At 43.9% G+C, this 19,699-nt stretch carries 16 protein-coding genes; 10 read left to right on the forward strand and 6 right to left on the reverse strand.

Features of this window, described 5'->3' with window-relative positions; all coding sequences use genetic code 11:
• Nucleotides 1-86: 86 nt before the first annotated feature.
• Both H571_RS15425 and H571_RS0103135 read right to left on the reverse strand, forming a co-directional pair.
• Nucleotides 87-449: a hypothetical protein gene (locus H571_RS15425; RefSeq protein WP_051168109.1), complete on the reverse strand. Its 363-nt coding sequence runs from the start codon at nucleotides 447-449 to the stop codon at nucleotides 87-89.
• A gap of 27 nt (nucleotides 450-476) precedes the next feature.
• Entirely contained in the window at nucleotides 477-890 is a 414-nt protein-coding gene (locus H571_RS0103135; protein WP_027848039.1) for a carboxymuconolactone decarboxylase family protein, read from the reverse strand.
• Nucleotides 891-1,145: 255 nt separating this feature from the next.
• Here H571_RS0103135 and H571_RS14020 point away from each other — a divergent pair, with 255 nt between their 5' ends.
• Nucleotides 1,146-2,021, forward strand: a complete 876-nt coding sequence (locus tag H571_RS14020; protein WP_036217330.1) for a bile acid:sodium symporter family protein — start codon at nucleotides 1,146-1,148, stop codon at nucleotides 2,019-2,021.
• Here H571_RS14020 and arfB read toward each other — a convergent pair whose 3' ends face one another.
• Both arfB and H571_RS0103150 read right to left on the reverse strand, forming a co-directional pair.
• Nucleotides 2,022-2,435 (reverse strand): alternative ribosome rescue aminoacyl-tRNA hydrolase ArfB, encoded by a 414-nt coding sequence (gene arfB, locus H571_RS0103145; protein WP_027848040.1) that lies wholly within the window; start codon nucleotides 2,433-2,435, stop codon nucleotides 2,022-2,024.
• Nucleotides 2,436-2,527: 92 nt separating this feature from the next.
• Nucleotides 2,528-3,997, reverse strand: coding sequence for a DASS family sodium-coupled anion symporter (locus H571_RS0103150; protein ID WP_027848041.1), 1,470 nt, complete (start codon nucleotides 3,995-3,997; stop codon nucleotides 2,528-2,530).
• A 311-nt stretch (nucleotides 3,998-4,308) separates the two neighbouring features.
• On the opposite strand from H571_RS0103150, the gene glnA reads away from it, so the two are divergent.
• The 3 genes from glnA (at nucleotide 4,309) to glnG (ending at nucleotide 8,327) form a co-directional block, all read left to right on the forward strand.
• On the forward strand, nucleotides 4,309-5,715 hold the full coding sequence (gene glnA, locus H571_RS0103155) for a type I glutamate--ammonia ligase (protein ID WP_027848042.1): 1,407 nt from the start codon (nucleotides 4,309-4,311) through the stop codon (nucleotides 5,713-5,715).
• Nucleotides 5,716-5,779: 64 nt separating this feature from the next.
• Nucleotides 5,780-6,907 (forward strand): nitrogen regulation protein NR(II), encoded by a 1,128-nt coding sequence (gene glnL / locus H571_RS14025; protein WP_051168110.1) that lies wholly within the window; start codon nucleotides 5,780-5,782, stop codon nucleotides 6,905-6,907.
• Nucleotides 6,900-8,327 carry a nitrogen regulation protein NR(I) gene (glnG, locus tag H571_RS0103165; protein ID WP_027848043.1) on the forward strand — a complete coding sequence of 476 codons (1,428 nt, stop codon included), beginning with the start codon at nucleotides 6,900-6,902 and terminating at the stop codon, nucleotides 8,325-8,327. Before glnL ends, glnG begins: the two co-directional genes overlap by 8 nt.
• 94 nt (nucleotides 8,328-8,421) lie before the next feature.
• On the opposite strand, the gene H571_RS0103170 is transcribed toward glnG, so the two are convergent.
• Nucleotides 8,422-8,694 carry a type II toxin-antitoxin system RelE/ParE family toxin gene (locus tag H571_RS0103170; protein WP_027848044.1) on the reverse strand — a complete coding sequence of 91 codons (273 nt, stop codon included), beginning with the start codon at nucleotides 8,692-8,694 and terminating at the stop codon, nucleotides 8,422-8,424.
• Nucleotides 8,687-8,965 (reverse strand): type II toxin-antitoxin system RelB/DinJ family antitoxin, encoded by a 279-nt coding sequence (locus H571_RS0103175; protein ID WP_027848045.1) that lies wholly within the window; start codon nucleotides 8,963-8,965, stop codon nucleotides 8,687-8,689. Before H571_RS0103175 ends, H571_RS0103170 begins: the two co-directional genes overlap by 8 nt.
• Nucleotides 8,966-9,269: 304 nt before the next feature.
• On the opposite strand from H571_RS0103175, the gene H571_RS14030 reads away from it, so the two are divergent.
• The 6 genes from H571_RS14030 (at nucleotide 9,270) to H571_RS0103205 (ending at nucleotide 19,584) form a co-directional block, all read left to right on the forward strand.
• Complete coding sequence (locus H571_RS14030) at nucleotides 9,270-13,943, forward strand: glutamate synthase-related protein (protein WP_051168111.1); 4,674 nt, start codon at nucleotides 9,270-9,272, stop codon at nucleotides 13,941-13,943.
• 2 nt (nucleotides 13,944-13,945) lie between these two features.
• Nucleotides 13,946-15,400, forward strand: a complete 1,455-nt coding sequence (locus H571_RS0103185; RefSeq protein WP_027848046.1) for a glutamate synthase subunit beta — start codon at nucleotides 13,946-13,948, stop codon at nucleotides 15,398-15,400.
• Nucleotides 15,397-16,605: an LL-diaminopimelate aminotransferase gene (locus tag H571_RS0103190; RefSeq protein ID WP_027848047.1), complete on the forward strand. Its 1,209-nt coding sequence runs from the start codon at nucleotides 15,397-15,399 to the stop codon at nucleotides 16,603-16,605. Before H571_RS0103185 ends, H571_RS0103190 begins: the two co-directional genes overlap by 4 nt.
• A gap of 12 nt (nucleotides 16,606-16,617) precedes the next feature.
• Nucleotides 16,618-17,883, forward strand: a complete 1,266-nt coding sequence (locus tag H571_RS0103195) for a diaminopimelate decarboxylase (RefSeq protein WP_027848048.1) — start codon at nucleotides 16,618-16,620, stop codon at nucleotides 17,881-17,883.
• A 233-nt stretch (nucleotides 17,884-18,116) separates the two neighbouring features.
• Nucleotides 18,117-18,875 (forward strand): DCL family protein, encoded by a 759-nt coding sequence (locus tag H571_RS0103200; RefSeq protein ID WP_027848049.1) that lies wholly within the window; start codon nucleotides 18,117-18,119, stop codon nucleotides 18,873-18,875.
• Between the two features lie 232 nt (nucleotides 18,876-19,107).
• On the forward strand, nucleotides 19,108-19,584 hold the full coding sequence (locus H571_RS0103205) for a GNAT family N-acetyltransferase (protein WP_027848050.1): 477 nt from the start codon (nucleotides 19,108-19,110) through the stop codon (nucleotides 19,582-19,584).
• Nucleotides 19,585-19,699 lie beyond the last annotated feature (115 nt).

Genomic DNA, 19,699 nt, shown 5'->3' on the forward strand with positions numbered 1-19,699 from the left:
AGATTTTAAAGCGGTAGTTTTTAGAGATGCAATGAAAAAGCCCCGAGCTAATAAGTTCGGGGCTTTTTTGTTTTTGCTTTTAACAGCTAAAGCACAAGCTTTAGCTCTGGCCTTGGGTTCTTGTTATCTTTTAAAGCACAAAATTCTTGCTGCTGCCCGTTGGCATAAGTAATCAGCACATTAAACCCAGCGCCAAGCGGGTGGTTTAAAAAAAGTACCCTAGATTCTTGTGGAGCTAAGCGAAAAGTTTGAATGCTTGATTGGCTATTGGAGCTGCCAAAATCTAACTTAATTGAGGTGATTTGTTGTTGGTCAGCATTGGTAAACTTGACTGCAAAACCCTCATCTGCTGTAAGCCAGCAGCCTATTACAATGCCAACAACTAACACGGCCATTGCCTTTAACCACCAAGGTGTACTACTGAAAAATGAGTTTTTTTGCTGGGTCATCTTGCTTATCTTTTTAGCTGCTGGCTACTAATCAAAGGCCGAGGTATCTACAGTTACACCTTCTTCGGCAAAAACTTGCTTAGCCACGGTTAGCGCATTAATAACACTAGGAAAACCAACGTAAGGGATAAGGTGCATAATGCAGCCGACTATTTCTTCTGGCGTTAAGCCAACGGCTAAGCCTGTTTTAATGTGCATAGCAATTTGTGGCTTACCTTGAGCGACAAGTGCAGTAATAGTGGTTAGCACCTTTTGCTTATTATCTAAACCTGGGCGTGAATAAACACCAGCAAAGGCAAACTCAACCACGTACTTTTCTAAATCAGGTGCTAGGTCTTTAAAGTCTGCACCTATGTTCATAAAACCCGTTGGGTTGTCATCGGGTGAGGCGGTTAGTTCTTGAATTTTTTTGATGCCTTTCTGGTAAAGGTCGTCTGCCATTTTATTTTCCTCTTAAATTCGTTTGCTTCAGAGCAAGCCTAGATTAATGCTGGCTATACTAGCTTAGGCTAGTAGGGTAACAAAATACTGGGTTTTTGTTAGTGGGTATTTCGGAGATGCTATGAGTAAATACCTGTCGATTATATTTAACTTAAGCTTTTGCCTAACCTGCCAGATGAAGCTATGACCGTTTTAGCTTAAGCTAGCCCCTGCTTTTTAAGCCTTAACTCAGCAACTACTCAGATGGAAAATGGAATGACCTTGTTAGCCAACCAAGTTTTACTGCCTTTATGTTTAGCCTTAATCATGTTTGTTATGGGTACTGGCCTAAGCTGGCAAAGTTTTACCCCTTTAGTGAGCAAGCCTAAAGCTGCTTTACTGGGGGTAATCGCTCAGCTATTGCTTTTGCCGGTCATTATTTGGGCGCTTATTTTAGTTTTGCGTTTACCACCCGTAATAGCGGCAGGCTTGGTTTTGTTAGCCTGTGCGCCTGGGGGTGCAACCTCTAATCTTTTTAGTAGCTTGTCTGAGGGTGATTTGCCTCTTTCGATTGCTCTTACTGCAATAGTTAGTTTGTTGTCGCCGCTTTGGATGCCTTGGGCTGCACAAATGCAGTTGGCTTGGCTGGGTTACGAGGTTGTCTTTAAGCTTTCTTACAAATTGGTGGTGCTGCAATTAACTTTGGTAACCGTTTTGCCCTTAGCTTTGGGTATGGGCTTGCGTCGGTTGAAAACCGCTTGGGTAGAAAGGTATGAGAAACAATTCAAGCAGCTATCGGTTGGGCTATTAATGCTGATGATACTGGTACTAATTAGTGTGAATTATCAGGTTTTACCTTCAGTGTTTGGGCTAAGTGCCTTAATGGTTATTCTACTGGCAAGCTTGGCGCTTGCGGCTGGTTATATGCTTGCTAGGCTTCTGGGTTTAAGTGAACGGCAGTCACGCACTTTAAGTTTTGAAACTGGTGTGCAAAATGCGGGCATGGCGATGATGATAGCTTTTAGTTTTTTACAAGCACCTGAGCTAGGCATGTTAGCGCTGATTTATGGAATTTTAATGAATATTCCGGCTTTTATTACCCTTTGGATATTTAACCGAAAGAGTTTAAAAAGCTTAACTTCAGCAGCTTAATTAAAAATCTACTTTCTTGCGCAGTGCTTTGGTAGCGCCGCGCTGTGTTTTTTGGTCAACGCGTCTACGTCTAGCACTTTTGCTTGGTTTGGTAGGGGTTCTTGGTTTGTTTATATGGGTGGCTTCTAAAATAAACTGCTGTAGGCGCTCAAAAGCTGCGTAACGGTTTTTTTCTTGGGTACGAAAGTTTTGTGCCTTAATAATCAGCACGCCATCTTTATTAATGCGACGGTCTTTGCTTTCTAGTAGCTGCTGCTTTTGAAAGTCACTTAAGCTAGAGGCTTTAATATCAAAACGTAGGTGAACTGCTGAGGAGACCTTATTAACGTTTTGGCCGCCAGAACCTTGTGCACGTATGGCACTAATTTCTACTTCGTCATCATTAAGGCTGAGGGTGTCGCTTATATAAATCATGCTACTTCTTAGATAGGATTAAAATTAGATTAGATTAAAATAAGAGCTTACACCAATAAGTGTAAGCCCTAGTACAGGGTAAAGCTTGGTATTTACCAGTAACCTAACACCTTCCACCAAATACCACCAACCACTACCCAAATAAGTAGGTTCACCACACTCATTACAAAACCAGCCTTCCACCATTCTCCTAGCTCTACATAGTTAGAGCCAAAAATTACTGGTGAAGTACCGGTAGCATAGTGGGTTAGGGTCATCATGATGGAGGAGGCAGCAGCCATCATGAGTACAAAGGCCATGGGTGGTGCACCCAGACTTAAACCTACCACTAAAAAAGCACCCATCATGGCGGTGATGTGGGCTGTGGTGCTGGCAAAGAAGTAGTGAGAATAGAGAAAAACTAAAACTAATAGCGCTGTTGCTGCAGGCCAAGGTAAACCCGTACTAACAATGCCGCTTTCAATGGTACCAGAGAACCAAGTGATTACCCCTAGCTTGTTCAGTTGAGTAGCCATCATTACTAAAGCACCAAACCACACAAGTGTATCCCACGCACTTTTTTCAGTTAGTGCGTCCTTCCAATTCAAAACCCCTGTAACAAGTAGAATGGATAGCCCTAAAAAAGCGGTGGTGGTGGCGTTAAGTTTAAAGGCAGCACCAAAAATTAAAGCGGGTATATCTGCCCAAAACAGCAGTAGCACTAAGAATACACCCAGCATAATGCCTTCATCACGGGTTAATTTACCCAAGCGAGCAAGGCGTTCGCGTGCAAAGTTAACTGCATCAGGTGTTTCTTTAATTTCGGGTGGGTACATCAAATAAATAACTAAAGGCATCAAAACTATGGCAACCAAGCCAGGCAATAGCATGGCTAAGGCCCAGGTTGTCCAGCTTAGCGTAATGGCTGCACCTGTTGCATCGGCAATCAACTTAACGGTTAAAGGGTTAGGTGCTGTTGCCGTAATAAACATGGCTGAGGTAATAGGGTTGGCATGGTAGTTCACCAAGGCTAGGTATTTACCAATTTTACTGGTGTTGCCATTTTCTGGCGTACTGTCATAGCTTTTTGCGATAGACAGCATAATTGGGTGAATAATACCGCCACCACGCGCTGTATTGCTGGGTGTAACAGGCGCTAAGATGAGTTCTGATAGCGCCAAGCCATAACCTATTCCCACGGTTTTTTTACCAAAGACGGCAATAAAATAGTAGCCAATACGCTCACCCAAGCCGGTTTTAATTAACCCACGAGAAATAATGACTGCTATGGCAATTAACCAAATTAATGGGTTATTAAAGCTTCCCAGCGCATCGCGTATGGCTGTGCCAGGGTTATCGCTAGTTACGCCACTGACAGCAACCAAGGTAATGGCGAGAATTGAAATAGCCCCAATGGGCATAACTTTACCAATAATCGCCGCTATGGTTGCTACAAAAAGGGCGAGCATTAGCCAGCCTTGAGACGAAACACCCTCAGGTGTTGGTATAAACCAGATTGCAAATCCAATAGCAATAGCCACAAGGGCTGGCTTTAGATGAAAATCAGATGTTGAAGTAGGCATCACCAAGACTCCTTTAATAATAAAACAAACTCTACTCATTCAACTAAGAAAGATCCTACAGGATAAAGACCAACCAAACGACTTAAAATCAACAAGTTAAAGCTGACAGCTCGCCATTTAGCAGCAGTCCTGCCCTTCGCTTTAGCTTGGTGCAAATACTAGGCTGTGCACCATTAGAGTGCATGTTTGTTGCATTTATTAGCTTATCTGCCTGTATTTACGGGCTTTTTTCTTGTGGCATGGAATTTGCTAACTCTTAGTTAATACAGCAATTAGCTGTGATAGTAACTTTGACTTAGAGGATTTATTTTATGCCTAACAAAACCCAAGCACTTATTCACCAGCATCAAGCCGAGTGGGTAGATTTACGCTTTACCGATACCCTAGGTAAAGAACACCACATTACTTTTCCAGCCGAAGCTTTTGATGATGAGGCCTTTGAAGAAGGAAAAATGTTTGATGGTTCATCAATTCATGGCTGGAAAGGAATTGAAGCTTCCGATATGACGCTTTTACCTGATGATTCCACGGCTGTGATGGATCCCTTTGCCAAAAAGCCAACGGTTATTCTGCGTTGTGATGTTGTTGAACCAGCTACCTTGTCTGGCTATGACCGTGACCCTCGTTCTATCGCACGCCGTGCAGAACTCTACTTACAGTCCACAGGTATTGCTGATACAGCCTACTTTGGCCCTGAACCTGAGTTTTTTGTTTTTGATTCTGTTACTTGGAAAGAAACCATGCAGGGCGTGAGCTTTGAAATTAATTCTGACGAAGGCGCTTGGGCAACAGAGCAGTTAGTTAACGGAAAAAATACCGGACACCGCCCCAGAGTTAAAGGCGGTTACTTCCCCGTACCACCGGTCGATTCGTTAGTCGATGTGCGTGTTGCCATGTGTGATGCCATGAAAGCGATGGGTTTAGAAATTGAAGTGCATCACCACGAAGTTGCTAATGCGGGGCAGTGTGAAATTGGTGTGCCGTTTAACACCTTAGTCAAAAAAGCCGATGAAGTTCAGCTATTAAAATACTGTGTACATAATGCCGCTGATGCAATGGATAAAACCGCCACTTTTATGCCTAAGCCCTTAGTAGGTGATAACGGTTCAGGTATGCATGTTCATCAGTCCTTATCTAAAGAGGGTAAAAATCTCTTTGCAGGCGATGGTTATGCTGGCCTGTCTGAAATGGCCTTGCATTATATTGGTGGCATTATCAAACATGCTCACGCCCTTAATGCGATAACCAACCCCAGCACTAACTCTTATAAGCGCCTAGTACCAGGTTATGAAGCACCGGTGATGTTGGCTTATTCTGCCCGTAATCGCTCTGCGTCCATTCGTATTCCTTGGGTAAAAAGCCCCAAAGGTAAGCGTATTGAATGCCGCTTTCCTGATCCTACCGCTAACCCTTATTTAGCTTTTTCAGCTTTATTAATGGCTGGCTTAGATGGTATAAAAAACAAAATTCATCCCGGCGATGCAATGGATAAAAACCTTTATGACTTGCCACCCGAAGAAGAAAAAAACATTCCTCAGGTTGCTTATAGCTTAGATCAAGCCTTGGATGCTTTATGGGCAGATAGAAGCTTTTTATTAGAAGGTGAAGTGTTTTCTGAAGATATGTTAAAAGCCTATATTGGTTGTAAAAAAAGCGAAGTGGCTCGTTTACGTGAGTCAGTTCACCCAGCTGAATTTGATATGTACTACAGCCTGTAAATACTTATGCCCCTTAATGGGGCATACTTATTTATTATGGAGTTAACCTGTAAGTAGCCTATTTATGAATCCACCCACCGCTTATTCAGCTAATTTAAGTCATGCACTGTTAGAGCAGCTATCGGTTGCGGTTTTGTTGCTCGATAAAAACTTGTGTGTGCTTTATGCCAATTTAGCAGCAGAGCAGCTTTTTGAAACCAGTCGTGCCCATTTATTAAATCGCCCCATTACGCTGTTTTTTTGGGAAGATGACGACTGTTTAGATGCACTTCACCAGGCTTTATTAGAAAAACGCCCTTATACCCGTCGTGAAGCATGCCTGCATTTTCCAAGCAGTGCACAGGTAATGACGCTTGATTATACCGCCACGCCCCTAAGTGAAACAGAACAGCAAGGGCAACAGTTGTTAGTAGAATTATTGCCCCAAGACCGTGTTTTACACCTAAGTCGGCAAGCCAGCCTTTTGACTGCTAACCAAGTTACACGCGCTTTAGTGCAAGGCATGGCGCATGAGGTTAAAAACCCCTTAGGTGGTATTCGTGGTGCGGCACAACTGCTTGCCCAACAATTACCCAACTCAGAATTAAAAGAATACACAGACGTTATTATTGATGAAGCCGACCGACTCAGTCAGCTAGTTGATCGTATGTTAGGTTCTCACCAGCAGATGAATTTTACTTGGATTAATATTCATCAGGTACTAGAGCGTGTTTGTCTTATTTTGCAAGCTGAAGTAGGCGATGCAATTAAGCTAGTACGTGACTATGATCCTAGCCTACCAGAACTACCTGCCGACCTAGATAGCTTGATTCAAGTCGTGCTTAATCTAGTACGTAATGCAGCCCAAGCACTTTTAGAAAACCCCAGTGAGCGCCCAGCAACCATAAGTTTACGAACACGAGCACTCAGGCAGTTTACACTTGGCACCCAAAGACACCGTTTAGTTTGCTTAGTCGAAGTAGAAGACAATGGCCCAGGTATTGATAGCAAACTACTTAAAGCTTTGTTTTACCCTATGGTCACTGGGCGCACACAAGGCACAGGCTTAGGTTTACCTATCGCCCAAGCCTTAGTGCAGCAGCATAACGGGCTAATTAAATGCGATAGCCAAGTGGGTTCTACTATTTTTCGTATTTTTCTGCCTTTTAAATCTAAGCTAGCACCCCGCTCAGGAGCCGCACGCCATGACTGATCAAGTTTGGATTATTGACGATGAAAAATCGATGCGCTGGGTTATGGACAAAGCCCTAACACGAGCTGGTTTTGTGGTTACCAGCTTTACCAGTGGTGAAGCAGCCTTAGAAAAATTAGCGACCAGCCAGCCAAGCATTTTAGTGACCGATATTCGTATGCAGGGTATGGATGGTTTGGCGGTAATGGCAGAAGTGCATCAGCGTTACTCTAACCTACCAGTAATTATAATGACCGCCCATTCAGATTTAGACAGCGCAGTTAAAGCTTACCAAAGCGGTGCTTTTGAATACCTACCTAAACCCTTTGATTTAGACGAGCTAGTTGCACTTGTGCAACGCGCCTTAGCCCATGCTCAAGAGCAGACAGCAACAAGCGAATACCCAGCCGCCAGTAGTGCCATTATTGGTGAAGCACCCGCCATGCAAGAGGTATTTCGTATTATCGGTCGCCTGTCACACTCCAGCATGACAGTGCTGATTCACGGGCAATCGGGTACAGGTAAAGAACTGGTTGCTAATGCCTTGCATTGCCATAGCCCACGTGCCCAACAGCCTTTTATTGCTTTAAATATGGCGGCTATTCCTAAAGATTTAATTGAATCTGAGCTGTTTGGTCACGAGAAAGGCGCTTTTACCGGCGCTGCTGCCAGTCGTAAAGGGCGTTTTGAACAAGCTAAAGGCGGCACGCTGTTTCTTGATGAAATTGGTGACATGCCTTTAGAAACCCAAACACGTTTATTGCGAGTGTTATCAGACGGTACTTTTTATAGGGTAGGCGGCCACCTGCCTATCGAAGTGGATGTTCGTATTATTGCCGCCACCCACCAAGATTTAGAAATTCTAGTTAACGAAGGACGTTTTCGTGAAGACCTTTACCACCGCTTGAACGTTATACGAATTCATCTGCCCAAACTAAGCGAAAGACGTGAAGATATAGCTAAACTGGCTGCCCATTTTCTACAAAAAGCAGCCAGTGAACTGAATGTTGAACCTAGAATACTCTTACCAGAAACCCAAGCCTTTTTAAGCCAGCAAGCCTGGCCGGGCAATGTTCGCCAATTAGAGAACACCTGCCGCTGGTTAACCGTTATGGCTTCTAGCCGTGAAGTGATGGTTAGCGACCTACCGCCTGAGCTTTTAAATGCAGAACCCACCCAAAGTAACGCTCAATCTTGGAAATCTTGGGAAATCGCTTTATCCCACTGGGCAGAACACAGCCTGCAACAAGGGCATAAAGGTTTGCTTAACCAAGCCTTGCCCGTGTTTGAACGCATTATGATAGAAGCCGCTTTAAAACAAGCTGCTGGTGGGCGACGAGATGCCGCTGAACTATTAGGCTGGGGGCGCAATACTTTAACCCGCAAAATTAAAGACCTAAATATAGAAGCCACAAACTTAGGGAGTGAAGGTGAGGAATAATTTTAGCCAAGCTACTACTCTATAATGATTTATTGGATAATTTTAAAAACCAAACCGCTAAGATGTACTTGACTATTGAAGTGGGGAAATTCAGTTAACCAAATAGCTCACTGTGTGTTCCTATTCTGGCAAGTTTCAGGCTTGTTTCTTCTATTTTGTAAATTAAAACTAGGTCTGGTTTAACATGGCAATCACGAAAGCCATGCCAGTTGCCTGACAAGGCATGATCAACATGTTTTTCAGGTAATGTTTTACCTAACTGTAATTGTTTTATTAAGTGACCAACTTCAACCATATCTGGTATTGGCAGTTTTGTTATTTTCCTAAAGTCTTTCTTAAATTGCGAGGAATACTCGAGTTTAAGCATTGTTAGGCTTACCCGTCTCTAAGTTACCTAGTAACTCTTCAATAGTAGATGCAGTATGCCCCCTGCCAGACTCAAGTTCTTCTATAGCCGCAGCGGTTAGCGCATTAGGTTGCTTAGCTTTTAGCTCAAATGGAATGCCACCATAGTTAATGACTGCTTTAGCAAACAGCTTTATTGCTTGAGAAGGACTTAGGCCTATTTCTTCACAAACATTGGTGAAGGCTAGTTTGGTTTCTTGATCAATTCGAGTGCTCAGCATTTCTGCTTTCATAACTTTACCCCATGCAGAATGTTGTACAATGTCTTACAAAGTATAGCAATTTGCTGAAAAATATATCAATAAGAAAGTTAGCTACTCACTTCTCACCACGCACAGCTTTGGTGCATGGCTGCGCGTTTTTAGCGCAAAGTCTTTTAATTATCCTTGCTTAAAAAATAACAGCTTAGCTGTAGCGCCCATAAAGCTTAGGTTTTTCTAAGGTTGGCTTAATCCTTGCAGAATAAAAATAAAGTGAAGCAGTCTAGGTTAATAAAACTGCCTTTTTATTTTAATTCAGATGATAGGGAGCGCCTCTATGACTCAAGCAAATTTTGGAGCTAGAACTTCAGAAATTCAAAATGCTATAGATACTGGGCTTTATGCCAATGCGGAGCATGATGCTTGCGGTGTTGGCTTTGTTGCCCAAATTAAAGGTTTAAAGTCGCACAGCATAGTGCAACAGGGTTTAAAAATTCTCGAAAATATAGATCACCGGGGTGCTGTGGGTGCTGATCCACTGATGGGTGATGGCGCAGGTTTGCTTATTCAAATACCTGATGCTTTTTATCGTAGTGAAATGGCTAAGCAAGGTGTGAAGCTGCCACCGCCGGGCGATTATGGTGTGGGTATGGTTTTTTTACCCAAAGAAGCCGCTGCTCGCCAAGCCTGTGAGCGTGAACTAGAAAGAGCAGTTGCCGCAGAAAAACAAGTGTTACTAGGCTGGCGCGATGTGCCTGTTAACCGTGATTTATCCATGTCGTCTGAGGTTTTGGCGAGTGAGCCAGTAATGCGCCAAATCTTTATCGGTCGTGGAACGGATATTTTGGTGTCCGATGCTTTGGAACGTAAGCTTTATGTTATTCGTAAAACGGCTTCGTCACGTATTGCCCGCTTAAACCTAACCCATAGTTTTGAATACTATGTGCCTAGCATGTCTTGCCGCACCATTATTTATAAAGGCTTGTTACTGGCCGATCAGGTAGGCAAATACTATTTAGATTTACAAAACGAACAGCTAACCTCTGCCTTTGCGCTAGTGCATCAGCGCTTTTCTACTAACACCTTTCCTTCTTGGCCCTTAGCTCACCCTTATCGCATGGTTGCCCACAATGGCGAAATCAACACAGTTAAAGGTAACTTTAATTGGATGCGAGCAAGGGAAGGCGTTATGGCATCGCCTGTTTTGGGTGATGACTTAAAAAAACTCTATCCCATTAGCCTTGATGGTCAGTCAGATACAGCAACTTTTGATAACACGCTGGAACTGCTAGTTATGGCGGGCTATCCCTTAGCACAAGCTGCCATGATGATGATTCCCGAAGCTTGGGAGCAGCATCAGTTTATGGATAAACAGCGCCGCGCTTTTTATGAATACCACGCAGCCATGTTAGAACCTTGGGATGGTCCAGCGGCGATGGTCTTTACAGATGGTCGCCAAATTGGTGCAACCCTGGATCGTAACGGCCTTCGTCCAGCACGTTTTGTGGTAACCGATGATGATGTAGTAGTGCTAGCTTCTGAATCAGGTGTGTTGCCGATTCCCGATGAAAAAATTGTGCGCAAATGGCGCTTACAACCAGGCAAGATGTTTTTAATCGACTTGGACCAAGGCCGCATTATTGAAGATGAAGAGCTAAAGCGCCTTTATGCTTCTGCCAAGCCTTATCGCCAGTGGATAGACAATGTACGCATTTGTTTAGAAAACTTAACCAGTGATACACCGCCTTTAGCTTTTAAAGAATCTTTATTGGTACGCCAACAAGCTTTTGGTTATAGCCAAGAAGACATTAAATACCAGCTAGCACCTATGGCAACTAAAAGCGAAGAAGGCATTGGCTCGATGGGTAACGATGCGCCAATTGCTATTTTATCTAAGCGTCAGCAACCGCTTTACCATTATTTCCGCCAGTTATTTGCCCAGGTAACTAACCCGCCGATTGATCCAATTCGTGAAGCGGTGGTTATGTCTTTGGTGTCCTTTATTGGCCCACGCCCTAACTTACTGGATATTAATGCCACCAACCCTTCGTTACGTTTAGAAATTGCTCAACCCATTTTAGATGTTGCCAATATGGCCCGCCTGCGTGCTATCGAGCAGAGCAGCGGCGGTAAATTCCGTAAAAGTGAAATTGATATTACTTACCCGCTAGCTTGGGGCAAGGAAGGTATAGAAGCCCGTGTTGCTTACCTTTGTTCAGAAGCAGTCGAGGCAATTAGTAAAGGTAGCAATATCCTTATTTTGACCGACCGCAATATGGATAGTGAGCACCTAGCCATTCCTGCTTTGCTGGCTTTATCTGCTATTCATCAGCATCTAGTAAAAAAAGGCTTACGTACTTCGGTTGGTTTGGTGGTTGAAACCGGCAGCGCTAGGGAAGTGCATCACTTTGCTGTTTTGGCAGGTTACGGTGCAGAAGCAGTGCACCCTTATTTAGCCTTAGAAACCTTGGCTGCTATTGCTCCTGATTTAGGTATTACTGCAGAAGAAGCCTCTAACCACTTTATTAAAGCGATAGGCAAAGGGCTAACCAAAATCATGTCCAAAATGGGCATAAGCACTTATATGTCTTACTGCGGTGCACAGATTTTTGAAGCCGTTGGCTTGAGTGAAGCCTTGGTTAAAAAATACTTTGCTGGTACGCCTACCCAAATTGGTGGTTTGGATATTTTTGACCTAGCCGAAGAAGCTATGCAGAGCCACGCCAAAGCTTTTAAAAAGGCCTCAGATTTTAATTCACAGCTAGCTGCCAGTGGTGATTTTGCATGGCGTGCAGGCGGTGAAGAACATGCTTGGACACCCGATGCCATAGCAAAACTCCAGCACAGTACTTTAAGCAATCGTTTTGAAACCTTTGCTGAATACGCCAAGATTATTAATGACCAATCTAAGCGTCAGATGACCTTGCGTGGTTTGTTTGAATTTCGTGCCAACCCTGAAAACAGCCTTCCACTAGAAGAAGTTGAACCTGCCAGTGAAATTGTTAAACGCTTTGTAACCGGCGCTATGTCTTTAGGTTCCATTTCTACTGAAGCCCACATGAACCTTGCCATTGCCATGAACCGTATTGGTGGCAAAAGCAATACAGGTGAAGGTGGGGAAGATCATGCCCGTTATCGCCAAGAGATGCAGGGGCAGACCATTAATGCTGGCACAAAACTCAGCGAGATTATGGATGACAACACCCTTGAGGTTGATTACATCTTGCGTGAAGGCGATAGCCTGCGCTCGAAAATTAAGCAGGTTGCTTCAGGTCGTTTTGGTGTAACCACCGAATACCTAGCCTCAGCCGATCAGATTCAAATTAAAATGGCGCAGGGTGCTAAACCCGGTGAAGGCGGTCAGTTACCCGGCGGTAAAGTGACTGAATACATCGGCAAATTACGCCACTCAGTACCGGGTGTAGGGCTTATTTCACCGCCGCCTCACCATGATATCTACTCGATAGAAGATTTAGCACAGCTTATTCATGACTTAAAAAACGTCAATCAGCGTGCTGATATTTCCGTCAAGCTAGTATCAGAAGTGGGTGTTGGTACCATTGCCGCAGGTGTAGCTAAGGCCAAAGCCGATCATATCGTTATTGCCGGACATGATGGCGGTACAGGCGCAGCGGCTTGGGGTTCTATTAAGCACGCTGGAACACCTTGGGAATTAGGTTTAGCAGAAACCCAGCAAACCCTTGTACTTAACCGTTTGCGTGGTCGAGTTCGCTTGCAGGCCGATGGTCAAATGAAAACCGGCCGTGATGTGGTTATGGGTGCTTTATTAGGTGCAGATGAATTTGGTTTTGCAACCGCACCCCTAGTGGCTTCTGGCTGCATTATGATGCGTAAATGCCACTTAAATACCTGCCCTGTGGGTATCGCCACGCAAGACCCTATTTTGCGTAAGAAGTTTTCTGGTAAGCCTGAAGCCGTAGTGAATTTCTTCTTCTTTATTGCTGAAGAAGTTCGCCAAATTATGGCGCAACTGGGTGTGCGTAAGTTCGATGAGCTAGTCGGTCGGGTGGATTTATTAGACATGCGTGAAGGTGTTGAGCATTGGAAAACCCAAGGCTTAGATTTTGCTCGTGTGTTTGCTCAATCTACAGCACCAGCAGACGTTGCTCGCCTTCACACTAGCCAGCAAGATCATGGTTTAGATAAAGCCTTAGACCAGTCTTTGATAGAACAGGCTAAACCAACCTTATTGCAGGCTAAGCCAGTAACAATTCAGACCCAAGTTAAAAACATTCACCGCACAGTGGGCGCTATGCTTTCTGGTGAATTTATTCGCCACTTCCCAGAAGGTTTAGCGGATAACACCTTACAAGTGCACTGCACAGGTACGGGTGGTCAAAGCTTTGCAGCTTTTCTAGCTAAAGGCATTACTTTTGATTTAGTGGGCGAAGCCAATGATTACACCGGCAAAGGACTTTCTGGCGGGCGGTTAATTGTTCGTCCAAGCGCAGACTTTAAAGGGCAAGCAACTAACAACATTATTGTGGGTAATACCGTGCTTTACGGTGCAACTTCTGGTGCTGCCTTCTTTAAGGGTGTAGCTGGTGAACGTTTTGCTGTACGCCTTTCCGGTGCCAGTGCAGTGGTTGAAGGTGTGGGTGACCATGCTTGCGAATACATGACTGGCGGTACAGTGGTGGTATTAGGTAAAACAGGCCGTAACTTTGCGGCAGGTATGTCGGGCGGTGTGGCCTATGTTTATGATCCAGACCAGCTATTTGCCCAAAGCTGCAATACTGCCCAAGTGGCATTAGAGCCAGTCTTAACAGAAGCAGAGCAACTTGCCGCCGCTATACCTTTGCACACAGGCAAGTCAGATGAAGCTTTATTAAAAGCCCTACTAGAAGAACATTTACAGCTAACCGCTTCGCCACAGGCTGAAATGATTTTGGCTAACTGGGAAATAGCCAGAAGCCACTTTATTAAAGTTTATCCCAATGAATATGGCCAAGCCCTAGCGCAGCTAACAACCACTGATTGGAGGGTATAAAAATGGAACATACCAAAGGTTTCCTCAACTACCAGCGCATTGAAGAAGATTATGAAGCCGTGGAGTTACGGATTAAGGATTACAAAGAATTTGTTCATGAATTAACGCCTGAACAAGCCAAGCAACAAAGTGCACGCTGTATGGATTGTGGCACGCCCTTTTGCCATAACGCCTGCCCAGTGAATAATGTTATTCCAGATTTTAATGATTTGGTGTACCGCCAAGATTGGCAAAATGCCAGTCAGGTTTTGCATTCCACCAATAACTTTCCTGAATTTACGGGAAGAATTTGCCCAGCACCTTGTGAAGCCGCTTGCACCTTAAATATCAACTCCGACCCAGTGGGCATTAAGTCGATAGAACGCGCCATAGTTGAACGTGCCAGAGCAGAAGGCTGGATTAAGCCACAAATTGCCCAACAAAAAACCGGCAAAAAAGTAGCCGTGGTGGGTTCTGGTCCAGCAGGTTTAGCTGCATCTCAGCAGTTAGCCAGAGCAGGGCACAGCGTCACCTTGTTTGAAAAAAATGACCAAGTGGGTGGTTTATTACGCTTTGGTATTCCTGACTTTAAGCTAGAAAAGGAAGCCATAGACAAGCGGGTAGAGCAGCTTAAAGCCGAAGGTGTGGAGATTCGTACTAATACCCTAGTTGGTGAACTGCCTGAAGGTACTAAAGTGACCAACTGGGCCACAACCAATGTAACGCCTGCCAGCCTGTTAGAAGACTATGATGCGGTATTGCTAACCGGCGGTTCAGAACAATCCCGCGATTTGCCTGTTCCCGGTCGTGAGCTGGAGGGTGTGCATTTTGCAATGGAGTTTTTACCCCAGCAAAACCGCGTTAACGCTGGCGTTGCTATGCCTGAGCAAATTCGTGCAGCTAATAAGCAGGTTATTGTTATTGGCGGTGGTGACACGGGTTCAGACTGTGTGGGTACATCCAACCGTCAAGGTGCAGCCAAGGTAGTGCAGTTTGAACTAATGCCTAAACCACCCGAACAGGAAGACAAGCCATTAACCTGGCCCTACTGGCCTTATAAATTACGCACTTCTTCTAGTCACCAAGAAGGGTGTGAACGTGAATTTGCCATAGCCACCAAAGAGTTTATCGGCAGTGAAGGCAAGCTAACTGGCCTTAAAACCGTGCGTGTTGAAATGAAAGACGGCAAGTTTGAAGAAGTGCCTAATAGTGAGCAAATTTGGCCAGCTGATTTAGTTTTATTGGCGATGGGTTTTGTTAGCCCAGTTGCCAGTATTTTAGAAGGTTTTGGTGTAGAAAAAGATGCCCGTGGCAATGCCAAAGCTTCAACGGATGCTAAAGATGGTTATGCTACCAACGTACCTAAAGTATTTAGTGCTGGCGATATGCGCCGTGGTCAATCGCTGGTGGTTTGGGCAATTCGTGAAGGACGTGAAGCAGCCAATGCTGTAGATGCATTTTTAATGGAGCCATTATGATTCGTATTAATGAAAGTTTTCAAAAACTACAAAACAGCTATTTATTTGCAGAAATTAGCCAGCGTATTCAGGCATTTCAACAGCAAAACCCAACGCAGGAATTAATTCGTTTAGGCATAGGTGATGTAACCCAACCCTTGCCAAGTGTTTGTGTGCAAGCCATGCACCAAGCCATTGATGAATTAACCTCAAGCAAAACTTTTCGGGGCTATGGCCCCGAGCAAGGCTATGACTTTTTGCGCGAGGCCATTGCCGAACACGACTTTCAAGCACGCGGCGCTAACATAGCGGCTGATGAAGTTTTTGTTAGCGATGGTGCTAAGTGCGACGTGGGTAACTTTCAAGAACTATTTGCCCAAGATATACGCCTAGCCATTCCCGACCCTGTTTATCCCGTGTATTTAGACACCAATGTAATGGCAGGTCGTACTGGCGTGGTTTATTTAGAGTGCAGGGCAGATAACAACTACCTGCCAGACTTACCCAAAGAACCTGTCGATTTAATTTACCTGTGTTTTCCTAATAACCCAACAGGTGCCAGTATCACCCGTGAGCAGCTAACCTTGTGGGTTAATTATGCCCTTGAAAACAAAGCCTTAATTTTGTTTGATGCCGCTTACGAAGCCTTTATTCAAGACGAAGACTTGCCGCATTCTATTTATGAAATTGAAGGCGCAGATAAAGTGGCTGTTGAATTTAGAAGCTATTCAAAAACCGCTGGATTTACCGGCGTGCGTTGCGCTTATGCGGTTGTGCCTAAAGCTTGTACAGCCTACACAGCTGCGGGTGACGCAGTATCGGTGCGTGATTTATGGATGCGCCGCCAAACCACTAAATTTAATGGCGTTTCTTATCCGGTACAACGTGCAGCAGAAGCCACTTATAGCCCAGAAGGTAAGGCGCAAGTAAAAGCCTTGATTCAGTATTATCTGAACAATGCAGCGCATATTCGTGCGGCTTTGCAGCGCATGGGTTTTTCATGCGTGGGAGGCGATAACTCGCCTTATATTTGGGTACAAGTGGAACAGGATGCTTGGGGCTTCTTTGATTTCTTACTGAATGAAGCGGGTATCGTTTGTACGCCCGGTGTGGGTTTTGGTCCTTGTGGTGAAAACCATGTGCGTATTAGTGCCTTTAACAGATTTGATAAAGTGCAAGAAGCCATGTTGCGTATTGAAGCAGCACTAAAAAACTCACCGCTATAACAGGTTGCTTTTATGCCCATTTCTAATGATTTTTCTCAACGCCTTTACCCTAAGCTGCCCGATATCGCCGCGCATTTTGGCACACCTTTTCATCTTTATGATGAAGAAGGCTTTCGTGAAACTGGTCGCCAGTTACAACAAGCTTTTTCTAAAGTAGAGGGTTTTCGTGAATACTATGCGGTTAAAGCCCTGCCTAACCCCAGCATCTTACGCATTATGGCGGACATGGGTTTTGGCTTTGATTGCAGCTCCATTGCTGAACTTATATTGTCTCGCCAAGCCGGTGCTAAAGGTGAAGACATTATGTTCACCTCCAATAATACGTCGTTAGAAGAGTTTATGGCTGCCCAAGAAGAAGGCGGCTGTATTCTTAATTTAGATGATATTAATTTAATTGATAAAGTACCTGAAATGCCTGAGCTGGTTTGTTTTCGTTATAACCCAGGTGCTGCACGTAGTGGTAATAGCATTATTGGCAAGCCCACGGAAGCCAAGTATGGCGTAACGCATGAACAAATTTTTGCCGCCTTTGAAAAAGCCCGCGCAAGAGGCGCTAAGCGTTTTGGTTTACACACCATGCTGGCCTCTAATGAATGCAATGCTAGCTATATGGTACAAACCACCCAAATGCTGCTAGACCTAGCGGCACAAATTGGTCAAACGCTTAACATTCAGTTTGAGTTTATTAACATTGGTGGCGGGCTGGGTATTCCTTACCGTCCTGAAGAAGCCGTGTTTGATGTGGCATTGTTGGGCGAAGAAACGCACAAGCTGCTAGAAGCATTTTCAGCAAAGCAGGGTTATAAGCCCAAAGTTTATATGGAAAGTGGCCGTTATATTACCGGCCCGCATGGTGTGTTAGTGACTCAAGCCATTAACAGCAAAGAAACCTACCGCAACTATGTTGGTGTGGATGCCTGTATGTCGGCTTTAATGCGCCCAGGTATGTATAATGCTTATCACCACATTGCTGTGTTGGGCAAAGAACCTAGCCCACAAGACCCGCTGGTCGATGTCGTTGGTTCCTTATGCGAAAACAACGATAAATTTGCAATACAACGTGCTTTACCTAAGGTTGAGGAAGGCGACCTGCTGATAATTCAAGATACCGGCGCACACGGGCAGGCAATGGGCTTTAACTACAACGGCAAACTTCGCCCACAAGAGTTATTGCTTAAAGCCGATGGCAGTGTAGAACGGATTCGCCGTGCAGAAACGCTAGAAGATTACTTTGCTACGTTAAGTTTTGAGCCAAAAGCTTGGAGCGGCTCTTTATAACTTAAAAAACTAAGCCAGCAGAAAAAAATACAAACCGCCCTAGTTGTAATAGCTAGGGCGGTTTTTTTATGGAATGCCAGCCTGTTCGTTTTCGCCTAGTATCAACCAATGGGTTAATAGATTTTTTTCATAAAAATCGGTAAGTTAGGTTAGAAAGTTAAATTTAATCAGCAGAGGCAATTTGAGCTAGCCTGCTAATAAAATGTTGGCTTATCAAGGAGTTAGCACAGTAAATGAGCAGGTTCTCTATAACTATTGGAAATAAAATTTTTCCATCAAAGACCGCTGCTTTAAAGTTCTACAAAAAAATATTTGATAAGTATAGTTTTGGTGAGAGCCTTAATGATGAGGATGCTAAGGATATAATTGCTTTAGCATTTAAGGATACAGGCCCATCAGATGAAGTAGAAGAGTTTGCAGAAGATGTTGTATCAGGCTTAGGTATTTTGCCTGATGAATTAAATGAAAATAAAATTTTAAGTGTAATGGTTGTCCGCCATCCAGAGTTTAGGACTACAAAATGTTTTTGTTTTGTTGGTCAGCTTGATGGAGAAATTCATGAGCAGCTTTTCAGTTACAGAATGGCAATTAGCGGAGTGCCTTCAGATTTGCAGTATTTTTCCAGTGTTTGTCGGTTTTCTGTACGTAAAAGAACTAGAGAGTTTAAAATTGAACAGTTTAAAAATAGACCTGTACAATGTGCGGTGTCAGGTAATATTGTTGAATGGGAAGAGTGTCAAGTAGATCATAAAGCGCCACTGACTTTTTCCGTTATTGTTAAGGCTTTTATAGTTGCTAATGATTTAGATGTTTCCTGTATTGATTACGCATCTGAGAACTCAATGGGAGTTTTTGCAGATTCTAGTCTTACAGAAAAGTTTGATGAGTTTCACAAAAAAATGGCAGTCTTAAGGATTGTATCAATTAATGAAAATTTAAAGCTATCGGGTTCTGCTAGAGTTAAGCCAACTAAGAGTGACGGTACAATATAATTAAGCTAACAAGATACCATGAGGTAGGCAGTATCCATTTTAATTAGCTTTTTTCAGCATTTATGCTTTACTGCTTTTAGTTGGATACCCAGCCTCATGCCAAAAAGATCGTTTCAGCCCATGCTTGGCTTACAGCCTTACAATAAACTCTCCTGCACTTTCTAGCTCTCGATAGTCGGGGGGGCTTCTTATTTAGCGTTAGTAAGGCGTTAAATTAAAAAGGATGGAATCTATGTTTACTCGAGAAGTAACAGAAGATGATATTGAACAAATCTGTAAGTTAACAGAAACACGAGAAGAGCTTTTTTACTGTTTTCCTAGAGCAACTTTTCCGTTAACCGTGGCTGATGTGCGCCTTAGCATTCAAACGCGTGCGAGTGCAACTGTGGTGGAAAAAGATGGGCATGTTGTTGCCTTTGCAAATTTTTATCGCTGGCAAGAAGGGGTATGCTCAATTGGCAATGTTATAGTTTCTTCTGACTGCAGAGGCACCGGTGTAGGCCGTTATTTAATCTCGCATATGACCAAGCTAGCCTTTGAAAAGTACCATGCCAAAACTGTAACTGTGTCGTGTTTTAACCGAAATGTAGCGGGGCTTCTTTTTTACTCAAAACTTGGTTTTTGTCCTTATGAGACTGAGTCGCGAGTAGATTATAATGGAGATCAAGTTGCTCTCATCCACTTCAAGGTTGAGCCGAATGCAATTTAACAAGGTATTTTGCAGCATTATATTTTCTTGATGGCACCTGTTAAGTGGTGCTAATAGTGATAGCTGCTCTACTTTGGGCTAGGTGTCATGCAAGTAAAGTTTTCAGAAGATGTTG

The organism is Marinospirillum minutulum DSM 6287, from assembly GCF_000422325.1.
GTDB classification, from domain to species: domain Bacteria; phylum Pseudomonadota; class Gammaproteobacteria; order Pseudomonadales; family Halomonadaceae; genus Marinospirillum; species Marinospirillum minutulum.

Bases quoted from the DNA above. Each gene is read 5' to 3' on its own strand.
- H571_RS0103190 (WP_027848047.1), top strand. From the start codon at position 15,397: ATGATTCGTATTAATGAAAGTTTTCAAAAACTACAAAACAGCTATTTA.
- glnL (WP_051168110.1), top strand. From the start codon at position 5,780: ATGAATCCACCCACCGCTTATTCAGCTAATTTAAGTCATGCACTGTTA.
- H571_RS0103170 (WP_027848044.1), bottom strand. From the start codon at position 8,694: ATGCTTAAACTCGAGTATTCCTCGCAATTTAAGAAAGACTTTAGGAAA.
- glnA (WP_027848042.1), top strand. From the start codon at position 4,309: ATGCCTAACAAAACCCAAGCACTTATTCACCAGCATCAAGCCGAGTGG.
- H571_RS14020 (WP_036217330.1), top strand. From the start codon at position 1,146: ATGACCTTGTTAGCCAACCAAGTTTTACTGCCTTTATGTTTAGCCTTA.
- H571_RS0103175 (WP_027848045.1), bottom strand. From the start codon at position 8,965: ATGAAAGCAGAAATGCTGAGCACTCGAATTGATCAAGAAACCAAACTA.
- H571_RS14030 (WP_051168111.1), top strand. From the start codon at position 9,270: ATGACTCAAGCAAATTTTGGAGCTAGAACTTCAGAAATTCAAAATGCT.
- H571_RS0103150 (WP_027848041.1), bottom strand. From the start codon at position 3,997: ATGCCTACTTCAACATCTGATTTTCATCTAAAGCCAGCCCTTGTGGCT.
- arfB (WP_027848040.1), bottom strand. From the start codon at position 2,435: ATGATTTATATAAGCGACACCCTCAGCCTTAATGATGACGAAGTAGAA.
- glnG (WP_027848043.1), top strand. From the start codon at position 6,900: ATGACTGATCAAGTTTGGATTATTGACGATGAAAAATCGATGCGCTGG.
- H571_RS0103185 (WP_027848046.1), top strand. From the start codon at position 13,946: ATGGAACATACCAAAGGTTTCCTCAACTACCAGCGCATTGAAGAAGAT.
- H571_RS0103135 (WP_027848039.1), bottom strand. From the start codon at position 890: ATGGCAGACGACCTTTACCAGAAAGGCATCAAAAAAATTCAAGAACTA.
- H571_RS0103200 (WP_027848049.1), top strand. From the start codon at position 18,117: ATGAGCAGGTTCTCTATAACTATTGGAAATAAAATTTTTCCATCAAAG.
- H571_RS15425 (WP_051168109.1), bottom strand. From the start codon at position 449: ATGACCCAGCAAAAAAACTCATTTTTCAGTAGTACACCTTGGTGGTTA.
- H571_RS0103205 (WP_027848050.1), top strand. From the start codon at position 19,108: ATGTTTACTCGAGAAGTAACAGAAGATGATATTGAACAAATCTGTAAG.
- H571_RS0103195 (WP_027848048.1), top strand. From the start codon at position 16,618: ATGCCCATTTCTAATGATTTTTCTCAACGCCTTTACCCTAAGCTGCCC.